General features: G+C 63.7%; 20 protein-coding genes and 1 pseudogene. 13 read left to right on the top strand and 8 right to left on the bottom strand.

Annotated elements, in window-relative coordinates; translation table 11 throughout:
* Positions 1-50: 50 nt before the first annotated feature.
* Positions 51-395: a RidA family protein gene (locus ABLE86_RS08600; RefSeq protein WP_348778498.1), complete on the bottom strand. Its 345-nt coding sequence runs from the start codon at positions 393-395 to the stop codon at positions 51-53.
* Between the two features lie 204 nt (positions 396-599).
* Here ABLE86_RS08600 and aztA point away from each other — a divergent pair, with 204 nt between their 5' ends.
* The 5 genes from aztA (at position 600) to ABLE86_RS08575 (ending at position 6,034) form a co-directional block, all read left to right on the top strand.
* Positions 600-1,445, top strand: a complete 846-nt coding sequence (gene aztA, locus ABLE86_RS08595) for a zinc ABC transporter ATP-binding protein AztA (protein ID WP_348778497.1) — start codon at positions 600-602, stop codon at positions 1,443-1,445.
* A gap of 8 nt (positions 1,446-1,453) precedes the next feature.
* Entirely contained in the window at positions 1,454-2,320 is an 867-nt protein-coding gene (gene aztB, locus ABLE86_RS08590) for a zinc ABC transporter permease AztB (RefSeq protein ID WP_348778496.1), read from the top strand.
* A 25-nt stretch (positions 2,321-2,345) separates the two neighbouring features.
* Positions 2,346-3,284, top strand: a complete 939-nt coding sequence (gene aztC / locus ABLE86_RS08585; protein ID WP_348778495.1) for a zinc ABC transporter substrate-binding protein AztC — start codon at positions 2,346-2,348, stop codon at positions 3,282-3,284.
* 242 nt (positions 3,285-3,526) lie between these two features.
* Positions 3,527-5,596, top strand: a complete 2,070-nt coding sequence (locus ABLE86_RS08580) for a 3-hydroxyacyl-CoA dehydrogenase NAD-binding domain-containing protein (RefSeq protein ID WP_348778494.1) — start codon at positions 3,527-3,529, stop codon at positions 5,594-5,596.
* Positions 5,597-5,692: 96 nt separating this feature from the next.
* Positions 5,693-6,034, top strand: a complete 342-nt coding sequence (locus tag ABLE86_RS08575; RefSeq protein ID WP_348778493.1) for a TIGR01244 family sulfur transferase — start codon at positions 5,693-5,695, stop codon at positions 6,032-6,034.
* A gap of 19 nt (positions 6,035-6,053) precedes the next feature.
* Here ABLE86_RS08575 and ABLE86_RS08570 read toward each other — a convergent pair whose 3' ends face one another.
* Positions 6,054-6,521, bottom strand: coding sequence for an Lrp/AsnC family transcriptional regulator (locus ABLE86_RS08570; protein WP_348778492.1), 468 nt, complete (start codon positions 6,519-6,521; stop codon positions 6,054-6,056).
* A 136-nt stretch (positions 6,522-6,657) separates the two neighbouring features.
* Between ABLE86_RS08570 and hppD the strand changes: the two genes are divergently transcribed.
* The 3 genes from hppD to ABLE86_RS08555 are packed head-to-tail and all read left to right on the top strand — an operon-like array spanning position 6,658 to position 8,431.
* Complete coding sequence (hppD, locus tag ABLE86_RS08565; RefSeq protein WP_348778491.1) at positions 6,658-7,770, top strand: 4-hydroxyphenylpyruvate dioxygenase; 1,113 nt, start codon at positions 6,658-6,660, stop codon at positions 7,768-7,770.
* A 57-nt stretch (positions 7,771-7,827) separates the two neighbouring features.
* Positions 7,828-8,058 (top strand): type II toxin-antitoxin system prevent-host-death family antitoxin, encoded by a 231-nt coding sequence (locus ABLE86_RS08560; protein ID WP_348778490.1) that lies wholly within the window; start codon positions 7,828-7,830, stop codon positions 8,056-8,058.
* Positions 8,012-8,431: a type II toxin-antitoxin system VapC family toxin gene (locus ABLE86_RS08555; protein WP_348778489.1), complete on the top strand. Its 420-nt coding sequence runs from the start codon at positions 8,012-8,014 to the stop codon at positions 8,429-8,431. The genes ABLE86_RS08560 and ABLE86_RS08555 overlap by 47 nt, the downstream gene beginning before the upstream one ends.
* Positions 8,432-8,493: 62 nt before the next feature.
* Here ABLE86_RS08555 and ABLE86_RS08550 read toward each other — a convergent pair whose 3' ends face one another.
* The 4 genes from ABLE86_RS08550 to ABLE86_RS08535 all read right to left on the bottom strand — a co-directional run bounded on the left by ABLE86_RS08550 (position 8,494) and on the right by ABLE86_RS08535 (position 13,289).
* A complete protein-coding gene (locus tag ABLE86_RS08550) occupies positions 8,494-9,510 on the bottom strand; it encodes a fumarylacetoacetate hydrolase family protein (RefSeq protein ID WP_348778488.1) in 1,017 nt (338 codons plus the stop codon).
* A 76-nt stretch (positions 9,511-9,586) separates the two neighbouring features.
* A complete protein-coding gene (hmgA, locus tag ABLE86_RS08545) occupies positions 9,587-10,900 on the bottom strand; it encodes a homogentisate 1,2-dioxygenase (RefSeq protein WP_348778487.1) in 1,314 nt (437 codons plus the stop codon).
* A gap of 95 nt (positions 10,901-10,995) precedes the next feature.
* Positions 10,996-12,030 (bottom strand): L-threonine 3-dehydrogenase, encoded by a 1,035-nt coding sequence (gene tdh, locus ABLE86_RS08540; protein WP_348778486.1) that lies wholly within the window; start codon positions 12,028-12,030, stop codon positions 10,996-10,998.
* 71 nt (positions 12,031-12,101) lie between these two features.
* Complete coding sequence (locus ABLE86_RS08535) at positions 12,102-13,289, bottom strand: glycine C-acetyltransferase (protein WP_348778485.1); 1,188 nt, start codon at positions 13,287-13,289, stop codon at positions 12,102-12,104.
* 175 nt (positions 13,290-13,464) lie between these two features.
* Between ABLE86_RS08535 and ABLE86_RS08530 the strand changes: the two genes are divergently transcribed.
* The gene (locus ABLE86_RS08530) at positions 13,465-14,448 is read left to right on the top strand and encodes a 2-oxoglutarate and iron-dependent oxygenase domain-containing protein (protein WP_348778484.1); all 984 of its coding nucleotides are present in this window, start codon (positions 13,465-13,467) and stop codon (positions 14,446-14,448) included.
* Between the two features lie 56 nt (positions 14,449-14,504).
* On the opposite strand, the gene ABLE86_RS08525 is transcribed toward ABLE86_RS08530, so the two are convergent.
* Together ABLE86_RS08525 and ABLE86_RS08520 are read right to left on the bottom strand one after the other, a co-directional pair.
* Positions 14,505-15,710: an acyl-CoA dehydrogenase gene (locus tag ABLE86_RS08525; RefSeq protein WP_348778606.1), complete on the bottom strand. Its 1,206-nt coding sequence runs from the start codon at positions 15,708-15,710 to the stop codon at positions 14,505-14,507.
* Positions 15,711-16,011: 301 nt separating this feature from the next.
* Positions 16,012-16,875 carry a DMT family transporter gene (locus tag ABLE86_RS08520; RefSeq protein WP_348778483.1) on the bottom strand — a complete coding sequence of 288 codons (864 nt, stop codon included), beginning with the start codon at positions 16,873-16,875 and terminating at the stop codon, positions 16,012-16,014.
* Positions 16,876-16,979: 104 nt separating this feature from the next.
* On the opposite strand from ABLE86_RS08520, the pseudogene ABLE86_RS08515 reads away from it, so the two are divergent.
* From ABLE86_RS08515 to mutL, 4 genes and pseudogenes are all read left to right on the top strand, one after another.
* Positions 16,980-18,390: pseudogene (locus tag ABLE86_RS08515) on the top strand (PLP-dependent aminotransferase family protein).
* Between the two features lie 48 nt (positions 18,391-18,438).
* Positions 18,439-18,723 carry a type II toxin-antitoxin system RelE/ParE family toxin gene (locus tag ABLE86_RS08510; protein WP_348778482.1) on the top strand — a complete coding sequence of 95 codons (285 nt, stop codon included), beginning with the start codon at positions 18,439-18,441 and terminating at the stop codon, positions 18,721-18,723.
* A 51-nt stretch (positions 18,724-18,774) separates the two neighbouring features.
* Positions 18,775-19,083, top strand: coding sequence for a HigA family addiction module antitoxin (locus tag ABLE86_RS08505; RefSeq protein ID WP_348778481.1), 309 nt, complete (start codon positions 18,775-18,777; stop codon positions 19,081-19,083).
* Positions 19,084-19,186: 103 nt separating this feature from the next.
* Positions 19,187-21,037 (top strand): DNA mismatch repair endonuclease MutL, encoded by a 1,851-nt coding sequence (gene mutL, locus ABLE86_RS08500; protein WP_348778480.1) that lies wholly within the window; start codon positions 19,187-19,189, stop codon positions 21,035-21,037.
* The last annotated feature ends 9 nt before the right edge of the window (positions 21,038-21,046 follow it).

Raw genomic sequence — 21,046 nt, 5'->3', positions numbered from 1 at the left:
CCGCACGGGGCGGCGACATAGTTCAAAATCGAATTTTCGAAGGACGAGCCTTAGACGGCGGCCGTGATGATGATCTCGACCTTGTAATCCGGGGTGGCCAGCTTGGCTTCGCCGGTGGCGCGCGCCGGGGTGTGACCCTGCGGCACCCAGGCATCCCAGACGGCGTTCATTTCGCCAAAGGTGTTCATGTCGGCCAGCCAGATGATCGCCTGGAGGATCTTGGTCTTGTCCGACCCGGCCTTGGCCAGCAGCTCATCAATGGAGGCCAGGATGGCCTTGGTCTGCTCGGTGACGCTGGCGCCCGGCGCACCAACCTGGCCGGCCAGATAGATCGTGTTGTTGTGGATGACGATGTCGCTCATGCGGGGACCGACATCGATGCGGCGGATGGTCATGGCTGGCTTCCTTCTTGTTGCTCCGTGCCCGGTTCTCTTTAGATTTCAGTGCTCTGCCGGGCAAGGCCGCCCCGATGGGAAACCCCTGTTTCTCCCCATCCATATCAGGACTTTGCCCCGGCCCTTGCCATTCCGGCACGTTGACTAATGTAATAACATCACATATCCAGACAGCAACTCTCCTCCCTGGGTCGCGGACCGACGATGACTGACGCCTGCCTCACCTTTCGCGACCTGACGCTCGGCTACAGCAGCCACCCGGCCGTTCACCATCTCAACGGCTCCTTCAGGGTCGGATCCCTGACCGCTGTCGTCGGCGCCAATGGTTCCGGCAAATCCACGCTCATGAAGGGCATTGTGGGCGTGTTGAAGCCGATGTCCGGCCTGTGTGTGAACGCGCGCAATGCCCGCATCGCCTACCTGCCGCAGCAATCCGAGCTTGACCGTTCCTTTCCGGCTCGCGTCGTGGATCTTGTCTCGATGGGACTATGGCCGCGGCGCGGCCTTCTGGGGCGTTTCACTCGGGATGACCGCGCAGAGGTTTCCAAGGCGCTGAAGGCGGTCGGCCTCGAGGGCTTCGAGAAGCGGCCGATCGACACGCTGTCAGGCGGCCAATTGCAGCGCGCACTGTTTGCCCGCGTGCTGGTGCAGGATGCGGAACTGATCCTGCTCGACGAGCCCTTCAACGCCGTCGACGCCAAGACGGTCAACGACCTCATTGGGCTGATCAAGCGCTGGCATGGAGAGAAGCGGACCGTGATCGTGGTGGTGCACGACCTCGACCTCGTCCGCGAGCACTTCCCGGAGACGCTGCTGCTGGCGCGCCGCCCCGTGGCCTGGGGCGCCACCAGGGAGACGCTGCGGCCGGAAAACCTGCTGCGCGCCCGGCGCTTCGACGAGGCCTGGCACGAGGACGCGCCCTGGTGCGAACCCGATCACGGGCACGAGCATGCCGATGGACACGCGCACTCTCACGACGGCCATCACCATCAAGAGCATGGCGAAGTGCACGACCGCCCCGACCACGAAACCGGCCCAAGGGCAGCCTGAGCAGCGCCATGTATGATTTCCTGATCGCCCCCTTCGTCGAATTCGGCTTCATGCAGCGCGCGTTGGCCGGCTCGCTGATGCTGTCGCTGGGCGCCTGCCCGGTCGGCGTGTTCCTGATGCTGCGCCGCATGAGCCTGACGGGCGACGCCATGGCACATGCCATCCTGCCCGGCGCGGCCGCCGGCTTCCTTCTCTTCGGCCTGCAGATCGTGCCGATGACCATTGGCGGGCTGGTCGCCGGCGTCATCGTCGCCCTAGGCGCGGGCGCTGTATCGCGCTTCACCGTGCAGAAGGAAGACGCCTCCATGGCGGCCTTCTACCTGATCTCGCTGGCGCTTGGCGTGCTGATGGTTTCGCTGCGGGGATCGAGCGTGGACCTGATGCATGTGCTGTTCGGCACCGTGCTCGCCCTCAATGACGACGCGCTGACGCTGATCGCGGCGATTTCGGCCGTCACGCTGGTGACGCTCGCCATCTTCTGGCGCGCCATCGTCGCCGAATGCCTCGATCCGCTGTTCCTGCGCTCGGTGAGCCGGCTCGGAACACCGGTGCATTTCATCTTTCTCGGGCTGGTCGTGCTCAATCTAGTCGGCGGTTTCCAGGCGCTCGGCACCCTGCTTTCGGTTGGCCTGATGATGCTGCCGGCGGCAGCGGCCCGCTTCTGGACGGCGCGCGTGGAGCCGATGTGCGCGCTCGCCATCGTCATCGGCTTCGGCTCCTGCATCGCCGGGCTGCTCTTGTCCTACCACGCCGCCCTGCCCTCAGGCCCGGCCATCATTCTTTCGGCGGGGGTCGTCTATCTCGTCTCGACCGTCTTCGGCACGCGTGGCGTCTTCAATACGCGCCTGCGCCGCCACCGCCACAGAACCGCCTGACCGCCCACACGGAGACCTTTTCGCAATGCTCAAGTCCCTTCGGCTCGCCACCCTTGTGAGCGTTATAACATTAACCCCATTCGGTCTGGCTTCAGCACACACTGAGCCGCTGAAGGTGGTGGCCAGCTTCTCGATCATCGGCGATTTCGCCAAGAACGTAGGCGGCGACCGCATTGACCTTACCACGCTGGTCGGGCCGAACGGCGACGCCCATGTGTATGAGCCCAAGCCCGCCGATGCCATGGCCATGAGCAAGGCGGACGTGGTGCTGGTCAACGGCCTGCATTTCGAGGGCTTCTTGCAGCGCCTGGTCGAAGCCAGCGCCACAAATGCATCGATCGCGGAACTGACCAAAGGCGTCGAGCCGATCAACATGAGCGACGAGCACCACGATGAAGGCGAGGAAGACGAAAGCCACGCCCACTCCCAAGGCGACCTCGACCCGCATGCCTTCCAGTCCATCGCCAACGCGAAGATCTATGTGAAGAACATCGCCGATGCATTCTGCGCGGCCGACGCCGAGGGCTGCGAGAGCTACAAGGCCAATGCCGAAGCCTACACACAGAAGCTGGCGGAAACCGATGATTATGTGAAGGCGACCGTCGCTTCGATCCCGGAAGACAAACGCACCATAATCACCTCGCACGACGCCTTCGGCTATTTCGAGCACGCCTATGGCCTGACCTTCCTGGCACCGGAAGGCATCTCGACGGAAGCAGAAGCTTCGGCCGCGGACGTGGCGGCGCTGATCAGGCAGATCAGGGAAGACAAGGCCTCGGCGATATTCGTGGAAAACATCACCAACGCCCGGTTGATCGAGCAGATCGCCGCCGAGACCGGCGTGAAGCTCGGTGGCACGCTCTATTCGGACGCGTTGTCGAGCGCCGACGGCCCCGCCGCCACCTATATCGACATGATGCGCAGCAACATCGCCACGATCAAAGGCGCAATCACGGGAAGCTGAGCGGACAAAGCGATTCAGCTCGTCCCGCCAACCCGCTGATGGAGCGACGCTTTTCGCGATTGCGCTTCGGCCCTCATTTGAGTGATGCGCAAATCAGTTGCGCTCGCCTGGGCAGTTGACCCGACCTCCCCTCTTCACATACTCAGGCGCATGTCCTGAAGGGAGGTCGGGCACTTTCACGCCGTCCTCTCTCCGACCAGCCAGCTATCGGCGCCAGATGCGCCGCAAGGGGAGTTTTTCGCATGACCGAGGCAGTGACCATCGCACGCGACGGCGAGATCGCCATCGTGACCATCGACAATCCGCCGGTGAACGCGATGAGCTTTCACGTACGCGAGCCGTTGCTGGCCGCGCTTACCGCCCTGCGCGACGATGCCTCCGTTGCCGGCATCGTGCTGGCCTGCGCGGGCCGCACCTTCGTGGCCGGTGCCGACATCACAGAGTTCGGCAAGCCGATGCAGGCGCCGGAACTGCGCGACCTGATCGCCGCGCTCGAAACGCTCGGCAAGCCGGCGGTGGCCGCGATCCACGGCACTGCACTCGGCGGCGGCCTGGAACTCGCGCTTGGCTGCCATTTCCGCGTGGCCGAGGCTAGCGCGAAGGTCGGCCTGCCCGAAGTGAAGCTCGGCATCCTGCCCGGCGCCGGCGGCACCGTGCGCCTGCCGCGCCTCGTCGGCGCGCTCAAAGCGCTGGACATGATCGTCTCCGGCACGCCGATCAGCGCCAAGGAAGCCCATGCGAACGGTCTCGTCGATGGGGTCGTCGAGGGCGATCTCGTCGCCAGCGCCGTCGCTTTCGCACGCGAGCAGGCCAAGTCCGGCAAGCCGGCCGTCGCCGTGCGCGACCGCAACGAACTGATCGAAAATGCCGATCTCGGCGCCTTCGACGCGCGCGCGGCCGAACATGCCAAGAAGGCGCGCGGGCTGGAAGCGCCGGTCGCCTGCGCCGAATCCGTGCGCAATGCGCTCACCCTCCCCTTCGACGAGGCGCTGGCCAAGGAGCGCGAAATCTTCGCCAAGCTGGTCGCAGGCGACCAGTCGAGGGCGCAGCGCCACCTGTTCTTTGCCGAACGCGAGGCCGCAAAGGTGCCGGGCGTGGGCAAGGACGTGAAGCCGCGCGAGATTGCCCGCGTCGGCATCATCGGCGCCGGCACCATGGGCGGCGGCATCGCCATGGCCTTCGTCAATGGCGGCATCCCAGTCACGCTGCTGGAAATGAACCCCGAAGCCCTCGAACGCGGCCTCGGCACGATCGAGAAGAACTACGCGATCTCCGTCACGCGAGGCTCGCTGACCGAAGAGGCCAAGGCCAAGCGCATGGCCGCCTTCACCCCCTCAACCGATTATGCCGATCTCGCCGATTGCGACCTCATCATCGAGGCCGTGTTCGAGGAAATGTCGGTAAAGAAGGAAGTGTTCGGCAAGATCGAGGCGGTCGCAAAGCCGGGCGCGATCCTCGCCACCAACACCTCCTATCTCGACGTCAACGAGATCGCCGCGTCGACCAGCCGGCCGCAGGATTTCCTCGGCCTGCACTTCTTCTCGCCGGCCAATGTCATGAAGCTGCTGGAAATCGTGCGCGGCGCGAAAACCGCGCCTGACGTGCTGGCAACGGCGCTGGCCGTGGGCAAGAAGATCGGCAAGGTGCCGGTTGTGGTGGGCGTCTGCCACGGCTTCGTCGGCAACCGCATGCTGGGCGCGCGCGGCGCGGAAACCGAGCCGCTGCTGCTCGAAGGCGCGACGCCCCAGCAGGTCGACAAGGTGTTCACGGATTTCGGCTGGCCGATGGGCCCGTTCCAGATGTGGGATCTTGCCGGCCTCGACATCGGCTGGCGCAACCGCAAGGCGCAGGGCAAGACGGCGATCATCGCCGACACGCTCTGCGAACAGGGCCATTTCGGCCAGAAGACCGGACGCGGCATGTATCTCTACGAAAGCGGTTCGCGCACGCCGACACCTGATCCGGAGGTCGCTGCCCTGATCGAGGAGAAGGCCAAAGAACTCGGCATCCAGCGGCGCGAGATTTCGACGGAGGAAATCATCGAGCGCACCTTCTATCCGTTGATCAACGAAGGCACGAAGATCCTCGAGGAAGGCATCGCCGCCCGCGCTTCCGACATCGATATCGTCTGGGTCAACGGCTATGGCTTCCCCATCGGCAAGGGCGGCCCGATGTTCTGGGCCGGCCTCGAAGGCTTTGGCAAGATCGTCGAGCGGCTCGACTACTGGCACGCCCGCACCGGCAAGGAGATCTTCAAGCCGGCCGAAATGCTGCGCAAGGCCGCCGAAACCGGCAAGCTGGACGCGGCCTGAACGGAAAATCCTTTTCGCGAGGCAGGACATGCCTCGCGAAACCTTGCGGCCCGCACTATGTTCGCCAGATTCGACAAAGCGCCTGTGAGGAGCACCATGGAATACCGCCAGATTTCCGACGACTATTCGGTGTCGGGGCAGATCACCGCCGACGACGTCGCCACCATCAAGGCGGCTGGCTTCAAGGGCGTCATCTGCAATCGTCCTGACGGCGAGCAGCCCGGCCAGCCTTCCGCCGACGAAATCCGGGAGGCGGTCGAGGCCGCCGGCCTCGGCTTCCGGCATGTACCGATGATCAGCGGCCAGCCGGTGACGATGGAAGATGCCGAAGCCATGGCCAAGGCGCTGAATGAACTCGACGGCCCGGTCCTCGCCTATTGCCGGTCCGGCGCGCGCTCGACCAATCTTTTCCTGGCCGCGCAGCAGGTCAGGGGCTGAGCCCTCTTCGCCCTGGCGCCTATAGCGGCAGGGCCGACGTTTCCTTCAGCGTCTGCAGCACAATCGCCGTCTTCACATGCTGCACGGATTCGTGCGGCAGGAGCACGCCGTTGACAAAGTCGGCCAGCGACCTCAAGTCCGGCGTCACCACTTTCAAGATGTAGTCCATCTCGCCGGTCAGGGCGTGCGCCTCCTGTACTTCGGGCAGGCGCGCAAGCAGATCGGCGAAGCGCTGCGCATTGTCCCGGTTGTGTGTGGCCAGCGTCACCGAGATGACGTTGACCAGCGGAAACCCTAGCCGCTCGCGGTCGAGCACCGCGCGATAGCCTCGGATATATCCGTCATCTTCCAGCCTCTGGCGCCGCCGCGAACATTGCGACGGCGACAGGTTCACGCGCTCCGACAGGTCGTTGTTGGTGAGCCGGCCATCAGCCTGCAGCAATGACAGTATCTTGCGATCAAATTGATCAAGGCGCGCATCATTCATACCAAAACGCCCTTTCCTACACGGTCCATGCGCATTTCGAGCACTTGCGGCATTCGAATGCAAGCACCGTGCGCTTCCGCAGGCGTATCATGCGGCAAGGTGAAAATTCGCGGCTTTCGAGCCGCAGGAGGAGACTATGGGACCCTTCCCTCACGACGCGCCGCCCGCAACCATCAGCGCGGCCAACCCTGCCGGCACCGACGGCTTCGAGTTCGTCGAGTTCGCCCATCCCGGGCCGGAAAAGCTCTCCGAGCTCTTCACCCGCATGGGTTATGTGCCGGTTGCCAAGCACCGGACCAAAAACGTCACCATTTGGCGCCAGGGCGACATCAACTATGTGCTGAACGCAGAGCCCGGCTCGCACGGCATGAAGTTCGTGGAAAAGCATGGACCCTGCGCGCCTTCGATGGCCTGGCGCGTGGTCGATGCCAAGCACGCCTTCGACCATGCCGTCTCCAAGGGCGCCACGCCCTATGACGGCGACGACAAGACGCTGGACGTGCCGGCCATCGTGGGCATCGGCGGCTCGCTGATCTATTTCGTCGACAAGTACGACTCGAAGGGCTCGGCCTATGACGCCGAGTTCGAATGGCTGGGCGAGCGCGACCCGAAGCCGGAGGGCGTCGGCTTCTATTATCTCGACCACCTCACCCACAATGTCTATCGCGGCAACATGGACAAGTGGTGGGACTTTTACCGCGACCTGTTCGGCTTCACGCAGATCCACTATTTCGATATCGACGGCCGCATCACCGGGCTGGTCAGCCGCGCCATCACCTCGCCCTGCGGCAAGATCCGCATCCCGCTGAACGAGTCCAAGGACGACACCAGCCAGATCGCCGAATATCTGCGCAAGTACAACGGCGAAGGCATCCAGCACATCGCCGTCGGCACGGACGCGATCTACGACGCCACCGACAGGCTGGCCGGCAACGGGCTGAAGTTCATGCCCGGCCCGCCGGACACCTATTACGAGATGTCGCACAAGCGCGTGCACGGCCATGACGAGCCGATCGAGCGCATGAAGAAGCACGGCATCCTGATCGACGGCGAAGGCGTGGTGAACGGCGGGACGACAAAAATCCTGCTGCAGATCTTCTCCAAGACCGTGATCGGCCCGATCTTCTTCGAGTTCATCCAGCGCAAGGGCGACGAAGGGTTTGGCGAAGGCAACTTCCGCGCGCTCTTCGAATCCATCGAGGAAGACCAGATCCGCCGCGGCGTGATCAAGTTCCAGGCGGCGGAGTAGTAGCGACAATCGAGGCCAGTTGCGCTATGAGTTATGAGAAAGTCATAGAGGCTGGCCATGGATATTTCCGCAGCGGAAGCCAAGGAAAAGTTCTCGGAACTCCTCGCCCGCGCTGAAGCCGGCGAGGAGATCGTTGTTACGCGACATGGCAAAGCGGTGGCGGTCATTGCGCCACCTCCTGCAGTTGCCAGCAAGGGAAAGAGCCTTGTCGGCGCGATGAAGGGGAAAATCTGGATTGCAGATGACTTTGATGAACTCGGCCCTGAATGGGATGAGTACATCAAGTGACGCCTCCGCGATTTTACTCGATACACACATTCTGCTTTGGGCCCTCGTCGACGATCCTCGACTGCCGCAACAGCACCGCCAATTTCTCATCGCAGGCGAAGGCTTGATCGTAAGCGTGGTGTCGATCTGGGAAATCGCAATCAAGCGACCTTTGGGCAAGCTGAAGGTCGACGGCGACATCATCAAGGCGGTCAGATCAAGAGGAATTCCGTTCCTGGGCGTAAATGAGCATCATGCTGCCCGAGTCGAGCATCTGGGCCAGCACCATAGCGATCCCTTTGACCGGATGCTGATAGCTCAGGCACAAGTTGAAAACCTGGCGGTGCTGACTGCCGACTCCCACTTCGCCCGCTATGACGTGACGCTTGCCTGACTGGCCTGTCCCTGGACCTACCAATTGCCGATCGTTGTGCGTGAGCAGTCCATCGTCGCCGCTCAGCGCTCGTATTTCTGCACGGTCTGCTCAATCGCGCCAAAGATTGAGTGATGACCGGTCTGGTCCTTCATCTCGATGCGCACCGTGTCGCCGAAACGCAGGAACGGCGTCTTCGGCGCGCCGGTTTCGATGGCCTCGATGGTGCGCAGTTCTGCAATGCAGGAGTAGCCGACGCCACCCTCGTCCACCGGCTTGCCGGGGCCGCCGTCGAGCTTGTTGGAAACCGTGCCGGAACCGATGATGGTGCCGGCCACCAGCGGGCGCGTCCTGGCGGCGTGAGCGATCAGCTGCGGGAAATCGAAGGTCATGTCCACGCCGGCATTGGCGCGGCCGAAGGCCTTGCCGTTCAGGTCGACATTGAGCGGCAGGGTAACCTTGCCACCATCCCAGGCGTCGCCCAGTTCATCCGGAGTCACCGCCACCGGAGAAAAGGCCGACGAGGGCTTGGACTGGAAGAAGCCGAACCCTTTTGCGAGCTCGCCGGGGATCAGGCTGCGCAGCGACACGTCATTGACCAGCATGACCAGCCGGATCGCGTCGCGTGCCACGTCCACACTCGCGCCCATCGGCACGTCGCCAACGATGACCGCGACTTCGGCCTCCATGTCGGCGCCATGAGCTTCATCGGCAAGCGGGATCGGATCGCGGGGCCCGAGAAAGGAATCCGAGCCGCCCTGATACATCAGCGGATCGGTCCAGAAACTCTCCGGCATGGCCGCGCCGCGTGCCTTGCGCACCAATTCGACGTGGTTCACGTAGGCCGAGCCGTCCGCCCACTGATAGGCGCGCGGCAGCGGCGAGTGGGCGTGGTGCTCGTGAAAGCGTTCGGACGGAACTGCTCCGGTTTCAAGCGATTCTGCCATCGCCGACAGATGCGGGGAGATGCGCCGCCAGTCATCGAGCGCCGCCTGCAGCGTCGGCACCAGGAAGGATGCATCGGTGTAGCGGGTCAGGTCGCGCGAAACCACCACCAGTTTTCCGTCGCGCGTTCCGTTCTTGAGCGTGGCCAGTTTCATGGGCGGTCCGTCCCTCCAGTTGATTTTGCGACGCGTTTGGCGCCGCAATCGCTGTCCAGCTTAGACTGCGCCGGCCTTAACTCCAATCGCCTTCGAGCGTGCCGTTGAAGCGCTTTTTCAGGTCCTTCCAGCAGTCGATATAGTTGTCCTGGCGCGTCTCGAGTTCGGCGCTGTAGCGCGTCAACATCTGGGGGAAGCGCGTCTCGAACATGAAGGCCAAGGTGTTGTCGAGCTTCATCGGCTTGAGCTCGGCGCGCGTGGCCTTCTCGAAGCCCGAGGCATCCGGTCCATGCGCCAGCATCATGTTGTGCAGGCTGATCCCGCCGGGCACAAAGCCCACGGCCTTGGCGTCGTACTGTCCGTGGATCAGCCCCATGAATTCGCTCATGACGTTGCGGTGGTACCAGGGTGGACGGAAAGTGTTTTCCGCCACCAGCCAGCGCGGCGGGAAGATGACGAAATCGACATTGGCCGTGCCCTCCTCGCCCGACGGCGCTGTCAGCACCGTGAAGATCGAAGGGTCGGGATGGTCGAACAGGATCGCACCGACCGGAGAAAAGGTCGCCAGATCATATTTGTAGGGCGCATAGTTGCCATGCCAGGCGACCACATCCAACGGCGAATGGTCGAGTTCGGTGATGTAGAACTTCCCGCACCACTTCACGGTCAGGCAGCACGGTGTTTCCTTTTCCTCGAACCAGGCCACGGGCGTCTTGAAGTCGCGCGGATTGGCCAGGCAGTTCGCGCCAATCGGCCCGCGGTGCGGCAAGGTGAATTTTGCGCCGTAGTTCTCGCAGACATAGCCGCGCACCGGTCCGTCGATCAACTCGACCTTGAACACAAGGCCGCGGGGCAGGATGCATATCTCGCCCGGCCAAATTTCAATCACGCCCATTTCGGTGACGAAGCGAACGCCACCGACCTGCGGCACGACGATGAGTTCGCCGTCCGCGTTGAAGAAGTGGTTATCCTTCATGTCGGCATTGGCGACATAGACATGTGCCGCCATGCCAGACTGGGCGAGCGCATCGCCAGCGGTCGTGATGGTGCGGATGCCGGCCAGAAAGTCGGTGGGCTGCTCAGGCAGCGGCACAGGGTTCCAGCGATATTGACCGATCGGCAACTCATGGTCGCCGAGATTGGGGGCGCTCTTCCAGAGCGGATATTCTGTCGCCGCAAATCGCCCCGTGTGCTTGACGCTTGGCCGGATGCGGTAGAGCCAAGAGCGCTCATTAGCCCCGCGCGGCGCGGTGAAAGGGGAACCGGACAGTTGCTCGGCATAAAGGCCGTAGGCGGGTCTTTGCGGCGAATTGCGCCCCTGAGGCAGGGCGCCGGGCAGGCTTTCGGTCTCAAAATCGTTGCCGAAGCCGGGCATGTAGGAAAAGGGCATGGCATCCTCCCGTGACCAAGTTCGAGGCTGCGTTGGTCCCGGAAATTACCACAACGCGGCCTGAAATCCTCCGCCCATAACAGGTGGGGTGGTTCTCACCAGTCCATCACCACCTTGCCGGAGCTTCCAGTCCGCATGGCATCGAAGCCTCGCTGGAAATCGTCGATGCCGATGCGGTGGGTGATCAGGCCCGACACATCGAGCGGGCCCTGCACCAGCGCGATCATCTTGTACCAGGTCTCGAACATCTCGCGGCCGTAGATGCCTTTCAGGTGCAGCATCTTGAAGATGACCTTGTTCCAGTCGATCTCGAAGCCGGCAGGAGCGATGCCGAGAATGGCGATCTTGCCGCCATTGTTCATGGTGTCGATCATGTCGCGGAAGGCGACCGCCGAGCCCGACATTTCGAGACCGATATCAAAACCTTCGGTCATGCGTTCCTCGCGCATCACGTCGCGCAGGCTTTCCTTCGATGCATCCACCACGTGATGCACGCCGAGCTTGCGCGCCAGTTCCAGGCGCGCCGGATTGATGTCGGTGATGACGACCTTGCGCGCGCCAACGCATTGCGCCACCAGCGCGCCCATGATGCCGATCGGCCCCGCGCCCGTCACCAGCACGTCCTCGCCGACCAGATCGAAGGAGAGCGCAGTGTGCACGGCATTGCCGAGCGGGTCGAAAATGGCCGCTATCTCGTCGGGCACATCATCGGGAATGGGCACGACGTTTTGCTGCGGCAACACGAGGTATTCCGCGAAGGCGCCCGGCCGGTTGACACCGACGCCCAACGTATTGCGGCACAGGTGCCCTCGCCCTGCGCGGCAATTGCGGCAATGGCCGCACACGATGTGCCCCTCGCCCGACACACGCTGGCCAACACTGTAGTCGGTCACCGCCGCGCCGAAATCCGCGACCTCGCCGCCGAATTCATGACCGGTCACCATCGGCACCGGAACCGTGTTCTGCGCCCACTGGTCCCAGTTGTAGATGTGCACGTCAGTGCCGCAGATCGCGGTCTTGCGAACCTTGATCAGCACGTCGTTGGGGCCAATCTCGGGCACCGGCACCTGTTCCATCCAGATGCCGGGCTCGGGCCGGGACTTCACCAGGGCGCGCATCATGTTGGACATGATCTTGTTCCTCGAAACCGTTGATCAGGAATCCTTCTTTCGGCAAGCCTCATGTAGTGTCGGACCGCCGCTCAGGAAATGACGCCAAGTTCGCGCCCGACCGTGCCAAAAGCGTCAATCGCCCGGTCGATATCCTCGGCCGAATGCGCTGCCGACATCTGCGTGCGGATGCGAGCCTGGCCTTTCGGCACCACCGGGAACGAAAAGCCGATCACATAGATGCCATGGTCGAGCAGTTTCTGCGCCATCTCTTGCGCCAACGCGGCATCTCCGATCATGACCGGGATGATCGGGTGGTCGGCACCGGCGAGCGTGAATCCCAGCTTCGACATTCCAGCTCGGAAACGCGCGGCATTGGCATATAGCGTTTCGCGCAGGCCATCGCCGCCCGCAATCAGCTCCAGAACCTTGAGCGAGGCGCCGGCGATCACTGGCGCCAGCGTATTGGAAAAGAGATAGGGACGCGAGCGCTGCCGCAGCCATTCCACCACCTGGCGTTTGCCGGAGGTGTAGCCGCCCGATGCGCCGCCCAGCGCCTTGCCGAGCGTGCCGGTGAGAATGTCCACTCGGCCCTCGACCCCGGAATATTCGGGTGTTCCGCGCCCATGCTTGCCGACGAAGCCCACGGCGTGGCTGTCGTCGACCATCACCATGGCATCGTACTTCTCCGCCAGGTCGCAGATGCCCGAAAGGTTGGCGATGATGCCGTCCATGGAAAAGACCCCGTCGGTGGCGATGAGCCGGAAGCGGCAATCCTGCGCCTCCTTCAGCCGCGCCTCCAGATCGGCCATGTCGTTGTTGGCGTAGCGGAATCGCCTTGCCTTCGACAGTCGCACGCCGTCGATGATCGAGGCATGGTTGAGGGCATCGGAGATCACCGCGTCCTCCTCCGAAAGCAGCGTTTCGAAGAGGCCGGCATTGGCATCGAAGCATGAGGAATAGAGGATCGTGTCTTCCATGCCGAGGAAGGAGGAGAGCTGCGCCTCCAGTTCCTTGTGCTCCTGCTGGGTGCCGCAAATGAAGCGCACCGAGGCCATGCCGTAGCCGTAGAGGTCCAGCGCGGTCTTGGCAGCCTCGCAGAGCTTCGGGCTGTCGGCCAGGCCGAGATAGTTGTTGGCGCAGAAATTCAGGAGCTTCCTGCCGCCGACCTCGATTTCGGCCGACTGCGGCGAGGTGATGATGCGCTCCGACTTGTAGAGCCCCGCCGACTTGAGACCGGAAACCTCCGCTTCGAGGTGGGAAAGGAACGCTTCGCTCATTGCCTTTTCGCCCTGTTGGAGCCTTGCCTGACTGTGGCGGCAAGCGCGACGAAAAGCTATCGGAAATTGATCCCCGCGCTCACGATCATCCAACGGTTTCCGCCGCCGGCGTCTGGATCGCGCATTGCCGCGTGGATAGGATCGCCGCGCATTTTCAATGGAGTGGAGTTTGCAAATGGCCGACGGGCAGTTTCCGGTTTTCGACCTCGGGCAATTCGAAGGGGCCGACGCGGCCGAACGCCAAAGGCTTGGGGCCGAGGTGGACGCGATCTGCCGCTCGACCGGCTTTCTGGCCATCGCCAATCATGGCGTGCCGCAGGCGGTGATCGACGCGGTTTGGAGCAAGGCGCGCGAGTTCTTCGATCTGGCACCGGAGGAAAAGCAGAAGGCACGCGCGCCCTACAAGGGCTATCCTTATGGCTATCTCGGGCCGGAACTGGAGGCGCTGGCCAAATCCCGCGATGTGGACAGCCCGCCGGATCTCAAGGAAAGCTTCAACGGCGGCCCCCTGCACACGCCGTTGGGCATGACCGACAAGGACGCGCTTGCCTTCTGCTATGCGCCGACGATCTGGCCGCAGGCGCCGGACGGCTTTGTCAACGCGTGGAAGAGCTACTACGCGGCGATGGAAGACCTGGCGGCGCGCATCATGCGGCTGTTCGCGGTCGCGCTGAACCTGCCGGAAGACTATTTCGAGCGCTTCATCGACGCCCCGATCAGCGCGTTGCGCGCGCTCAACTATCCGGAGCAGACGGTTCCCCCCAAGCCCGGCCAGCTACGCGCCGGTGCGCACACCGACTATGGCAGCCTGACCATCTTGCTGCCCCAGGAAGGTTCGAGGGGGCTGGAACTGATCACGCCCGACGGCAACTGGACGCCGGTTCCGCCGGTGCCGGGCGCCTTCATCATCAATATCGGCGACCTGATGGCGCTGTGGACGAACGACCGCTGGGTCTCGACCATGCACCGGGTGGTCAATCCCTCGCCGGAAGACGGCGGCATGGACCGGCGCCAGTCGCTGGCCTTCTTCCACCAACCCAACTGGGATGCGGAGATCGTCTGCCTGGAGCAGTGCCTGGCGCCCGGCGAGGAGCCGAAGTACCAGCCGGTGCGCTCGGGCCCCTATCTGATGAGCAAGTTCCAGTCGACGACGAAGTAGCTCACTCAAAATTCGGGCCGCGCTAGGCGGCCCGAATTCCTGTCCTACAAGGCTCCTCAGAAGAACGCCTGGATTCCGGTCTGGGCGCGGCCCAGGATCAGGGCATGCACGTCGTGCGTGCCTTCATAGGTGTTGACCGTCTCCAGGTTCTGCGCGTGGCGCATGATGTGGTAGCCGATCTGGATGCCATTGCCGCCATGCATGTCGCGGGCCTGGCGGGCGATGTCGAGCGCCTTGCCGCAGTTGTTGCGCTTCACAAGGCTGATCATTTCCGGCGCGAACTTGTGCTCGTCCATCAGGCGGCCGACGCGCAGGGAACCCTGCAGGCCGAGCGCGATCTCGGTCTGCATGTCGGCGAGCTTCTTCTGGAACAGCTGCGTGGCCGCCAGCGGCTTGCCGAACTGCTTGCGATCCAGGCCATACTGGCGGGCGCGATGCCAGCAGTCTTCGGCCGCGCCCATGACGCCCCATGAAATGCCGTAGCGCGCGCGGTTGAGGCAGCCGAACGGGCCCTTCAGGCCCGAAACATTCGGCAGCAGCGCGTCTTCGCCCACTTCCACGCCATCCATGACGATCTCGCCGGTGATGGATGCACGCAGGCTGAGCTTGCCGTCGATCTTCGGCGCCGAAAGGCCCTTCATGCCCTTTTCCAGCACGAAGCCGCGGATGGCGTCCTTGCCGTCCTCGCCCTTTACCTTGGCCCAGACGACGAAAACGTCCGCGATCGGCGCGTTCGAGATCCACATCTTGGAGCCGGAGATCTTGTAGCCGCTCGCCGTCTTTTCGGCGCGCGTCTTCATGCCGGCCGGGTCAGAGCCGGCATCCGGCTCGGTCAGGCCGAAGCAGCCGATCCACTCGCCCGAGGCCAGCTTGGGCAGGTACTTCTTGCGCTGCTCTTCCGAGCCGTAGGCGTAGATCGGGTACATGACCAGCGACGACTGCACGCTCATCATCGAGCGGTAGCCCGAATCGACCCGCTCCACCTCGCGCGCGATCAGGCCATAGGTGACGTAGTTGGCGCCAAGGCCGCCATATTCCTCCGGAACGGTAACGCCAAGCAGGCCCGCCTCGCCCATCTCGCGGAAAATCGCCGGATCGGTCTTCTCGTCCAGATAGGCCTCTTCGATGCGCGGCGCGAGCTTGTCGGCGGCGAAGGCAGCGGCCGCATCGCGGATCATGCGTTCGTCCTCGGTCAGCTGGCCCTCGAGCAGGAAGGGATCATCCCAGACGAAGCTGGCGACGGCGCTCGCCTTGTTTTCCATGTTCATGACGTTTTCCAGATTTACTTGAAGCTTGAAATATTACTCTAGCGCGGTTCACCCGTCAGGGCAAAAGGCTTTTAGCACTGGCGGGCGAGGAAAGGAACAAACTGGTCCGCCCTGTAACAGGCGGGAAACCATCCCTTCAGAAGGCGGGAACGCCCCGCTTGCCCCTTCCCGCCGTTGTGCCGGAATGAGCTCGTTTAGCGCGACGGTAGCATTCCGTGAAGACCCAAGGCGTGTCGCGGGCATTGAGGCGCTGGCACGCGTGGCGCCATCGGGAGCGCGGCCCGGGCGCCTGCGCTCAGGCGGCAAAACGCCTGGCGCCCGCCACGCACATCACCACAGCTGCTGTGACCGCGACCATCGACCAGCCCACCGCTTCCTGCAGCAGCGTTGCCGCAAGCAGGAGCCCGAAGAAGGGTTGCAGCAGTTGCAACTGCCCGACCGCAGCGATGCCGCCCTGCGCCAGGCCCCGATACCAGAAGACGAAGCCTATCAGCATGCTGAACAGCGAGACATAGCCAAGACCGATCCAGGCCGGGCTGCCGATGCCCGCCCACGACACCGGCATGGTGTAGAGCATCAGCGCCCCCATCACCGGCAGCGACATCACCAAGGCCCAAGAGATGACCTGCCAACCGCCAAGCCTGCGCGACAATTTTGCGCCTTCCGCATAGCCGAGCCCGCAAACGACGATTGCCGCCAGCATCAGCAGGTCGCCTTTCGGCGATGCTGAAAAGCCTTGCGTCAGAGCAAAGCCGGCCACCAGCACGCTGCCGACGCATGAAAACAGCCAGAAGGCCGGGCGCGGCCGCTCGCCGCCGCGCAATACGCCAAAAATGGCGGTCGCCAGCGGCAACAGCCCGATGAAGACGATCGAGTGGGCGGAAGTCACCTGCTGCAGTGCCAGCGCCGTCAGCAGCGGGAAGCCGACGACGACGCCCAAGGCCACCACGGCAAGGGAAAAGAGATCGCCGCGCGCCGGCAGCTTCTCACGGAATGCCAGCAGCAATACCGAGGCCGCGAGGGCGGCGATACTGGCGCGAGCGACGGTGAGGAAAACCGGATCGAAATCCGCCACCGCCACGCGCGTCGCCGGCAGTGATCCGCTGAAGATCAGCACCCCAAGAAACCCGTTGATCCAGCCGCTCGCCGACTTGTCCATGGCACGCTCCCGTTTGAGAGGCGGTATCGATCTTCACGGCTGGTGCAGCCAGAGACAGTAAGGTACAGTTTTCCCGAACTGTATTGCTTACGGGAGCAGCACAGATGACCTTGCAGCAACGCTTCGGCGATGAACCCGGCACGCTGGTGGAGCAGGTGATGCAGGCGGTTCGCAAGCGCATCGCCGCGCGCACGCTGGCGCCGGGAGCAAAGCTGCCTTCCATCCGCGGCTTCGCCGAGGCGATGCAGGTTTCCAAATCGACCGTGGTGGAAGCCTATGACCGCCTCGCGGCCGAAGGCGTTATCCGCTCTCGACGTGGCGCCGGCTTCTATGTCGCCGGCCATTTGGTGCCGCTTTCGCTTGCCGAGATCGGGCCGCGTCTCGACCGCGAAGTCGATCCGCTCTGGGTCTCGCGGCAATCGCTGGAGGCGGGCGATGCTATGCTCAAGCCCGGTTGCGGCTGGCTGCCAAGGGAATGGATGCCAGAGGAAGCCATCCGGCGGGCGCTGCGAAACCTGGCGCGGGGGGACCAGATCAACCTCAGCGACTACGGGCCATCCTTGGGATTGGGGTCACTGCGCCAGCTTCTGTCGCGCCGCCTTGCCGAACGCGGCATCGAAGCCGAGCCCCGCCAGATCATGCTGACGGAATCCAGCACACAAGCCATCGACCTGCTCTGCCGCTTCCTGCTGGAGTCTGGCGACACGGTGCTGGTCGACGACCCCTGATTTCAACTTTCACGCCATGCTGCGGGCGCATCGCGCCAAGGTGCTCGGTGTGCCCTACACGCCAACAGGGCCGGACCTCGATGTCTTTGCGCAGACGCTGACCGAGCACCGGCCGCGGCTCTACATCACCAACTCCGGCCTCCACAATCCTACCGGAGCGACGCTGTCGCCGGTCACTGCCCACCGCCTGCTGAAGCTGGCCGAGCAGCACAACCTCACCATCATCGAGGACGACATCTTCGCCGATTTCGAGCCGGAGCCGGCACCGCGCCTCGCCGCCTTCGACGGGCTCGACCGCGTCATCCACATCGGCAGCTTCTCCAAGACGCTGTCGGCGGCGGTGCGCTGCGGCTTCATTGCCGCTCGCCCGGAATGGATCGAGGGGCTGATCGACCTGAAGCTGGCGACCTCCTTCGGTGGCGGAGCTTTTTCGGCCGAGCTTGTGCATGCCCTGCTGAAGGACGGCAGCTACCGCAAGCATGTCGACGGGCTTCGCGAGCGGCTGGCACGCGCCATGGGCGAGACCGGCCCCCGACTGAAGAAGCTGGGGCTGAAGCCCTGGATCGAGCCGCGCGCCGGCATGTTCCTGTGGTGCCGCTTGCCGGAGGGGCTGGACGCGGCAGACATCGCGCGCCGCGCGCTGGCCGAAAATGTCGTGCTGGCGCCAGGCAACGCCTTCAGCCTGTCGCAATCGGCCAACGGCTTCCTTCGCTTCAACGTCGCGCAGTCGCTCGACCCGCGCGTGCTTTCGGTGCTGGAGCGGGCGATGGGGGTTCAGTCCATTTGACACCGCGCACGATCTGTATCATGGTGTGATACATAATGCGGAAACCCTATGATCGTTTCGTTCTACGACAAGATGACCGAAGGGATCGCCACCGGCGGCAAGCCGCCAAAGGGATTTCCGGCCGACCTGGTTCGTTCCGCGCAGCGAAAGCTCGCCATGCTGGATGCCGCCCACGAACTCAACGATTTGCGCTCGCCGCCTGGCAACCGGCTTGAGGCCCTGAAGAATGACCGCGCTGGACAGCATTCGATCCGCATCAATGATCAGTGGCGCATATGCTTCATTTGGACCGACGCCGGGCCGGACCGGGTGGAGATCACCGATTACCATTGAAGGGCGGCTTTGCACGAAGACGCCAAGCCTGATGGATAAGGAACCATTCAAATGACGACGGAGCTTCAGCCGGTACACCCCGGTGAAATCCTGAGGGAAGAATATTTGCGTGAACTGCACATGAGCGCGGGTGCACTCGCCAAGAAGCTCGGCGTCCCGCGCACTCGCATTGAAAGGCTGGTCAAGGAGACGACGCCTGTTACCGTCGACACGGCCTTGCGCCTTGCAAAATTCTTCCACACCACGCCGCAGTTCTGGATCAATCTCCAGACCTCCTACGACATCAAAACCGAAGTCAGATCCTTGGAAAAGGAACTGGAGAAGATCGAACCGCTCGCCGATTTCGAATACGCAGCCTGATGTCGACACCATCAGAGGCATCTCTGCCGTGAGACCCAATCTTCTGACTTGATCCTAACTGAATAGCTTTTCCGCAGCCCTCGAATCCGGGTATTATGCGCGCATGCAGATCCGACACCTCCCTGAAACGATGATCAACCAGATCGCGGCCGGCGAGGTCATCGAGCGCCCGGCAAGCGTGGTCAAGGAACTGGTCGAGAATGCGCTCGACGCAGGCGCGACGCGCGTCGAGGTGGCGACAGCCGGCGGCGGGCTCAACCTGATCCGCGTTGGCGACGACGGCTCCGGCATCCCGCCGGACGAACTGGAAATGGCCGTCTCGCGCCACTGCACTTCCAAGCTGTCGAACGACATCCACGACATCCGCTCGCTCGGTTTCCGCGGCGAGGCGCTGCCGTCGATCGGGTCCGTCTCGCGGCTCACCATCCGTTCGCGCACCGAAAAGGCCGACGCGGCGGCGGAAATTTCCATCGAAGGCGGCAATGTCTCTTCGGTGCGACCCGCAGCGGCCAATCGCGGCACCTCGGTGGAGGTGCGCGACCTATTCTTCGCCACGCCGGCGCGGCTGAAGTTCATGAAGGGCGAACGCGCCGAGGCAACCGCCATCGGCGACGTCGTCAAGCGCATCGCCATCGCCTTCCCCGCCGTGCGCTTCACGCTCTCGGGTCCAGACCGCACCACGCTGGAGCTTCCCGCAAGCGACGACACGCCGGATGGCCGCCTTGCCCGCATCGCGCAGGTGATGGGCAAGGAATTTCCGCAGAACTCCATCGCCATCGACGCCATGCGCGAAGGCGTACAGCTGACCGGCCATGTCTCGATCCCGTCCTATTCGCGGGCCAACGCGCTGCAGCAATATGCCTATGTCAACGGCCGGCCAGTGCGCGACAAGCTGATCGCCTCGGCCATTCGCGGCGCCTATGCCGACGTGCTGCCGCGTGACCGCCACGCTGTGACCGTGCTGTTCCTGGCGCTGGATCCCGCCACGGTGGACGTGAACGTGCATCCGGCCAAGGCCGATGTGCGCTTCCGCGACCCCGGGCTGGTGCGCGGCCTGATCGTCGGCGCCATCCGCGAGGCGCTCGCCAATGCCGGCCTGCGCTCGGCGACCTCCGGCGCATCGGCGATGATGAGCGCCTTCCGGCCCGGCGCTGCCACCTACGGCCACCCGGGTCCCGCCAACGGGCATCGCAGCTTCAACCCTGGCTTCCGGGCTGCCGCAACGGCGGGCTTCGATGCTGTCCGCTCACCGTATCGTCCGCTGGAAACGGGCGGATTCGCCGAGATGGCGCAGGCAAGCTTTGACGCGGGCTCCTCCGGGGCGAGCGTGGATGCCCGCGCCGGCCAGGCGGAGATCCCCCAGGCTCTGCTGCAAAAGCAGCTTGGCGCGGCACGCGCGCAGGTGCACGAGAACTATATCGTCGCACAGACGGAAGATTCGCTCATCATCGTCGACCAGCACGCGGCGCATGAGCGGCTGGTCTACGAGGCGCTGAAGAACGCGATCCATTCGCGCGCCCTGCCCTCGCAGATGCTGCTCCTGCCCGAAATCGTCGACCTGCCCGAAGATGACGCGACGCGACTTGCCGCTCATGCCGAGACGCTGCGCCAGTTCGGGCTCGGCATAGAGCGCTTCGGCCCCGGCGCGATAGCGGTGCGCGAGACGCCGGCAATGCTCGGCGAGACGGAGGTGGCACAGTTGGTGCGCGACCTTGCCGACGAAATCGCCGACAACGACACCACTGAGACGCTGAAGGCCCGGCTCGACGCCATCGCCGCCACCATGGCCTGCCACGGCTCGGTGCGTTCCGGGCGGCGGCTGCTGCCGGAAGAGATGAACGCCCTGCTGCGGCAGATGGAGGCCACGCCCGGTTCCGGCACCTGCAACCACGGCCGTCCGACCTATATCGAGTTGAAGCTCGCCGACATCGAGCGGCTGTTCGGTCGGCGCTGACCTCCGAAG

The organism is Mesorhizobium sp. KR2-14 (assembly GCF_040049255.1).
Classification (GTDB): domain Bacteria; phylum Pseudomonadota; class Alphaproteobacteria; order Rhizobiales; family Rhizobiaceae; genus Pseudaminobacter.
This window is presented reverse-complemented; position numbering and strand designations above follow the sequence as displayed.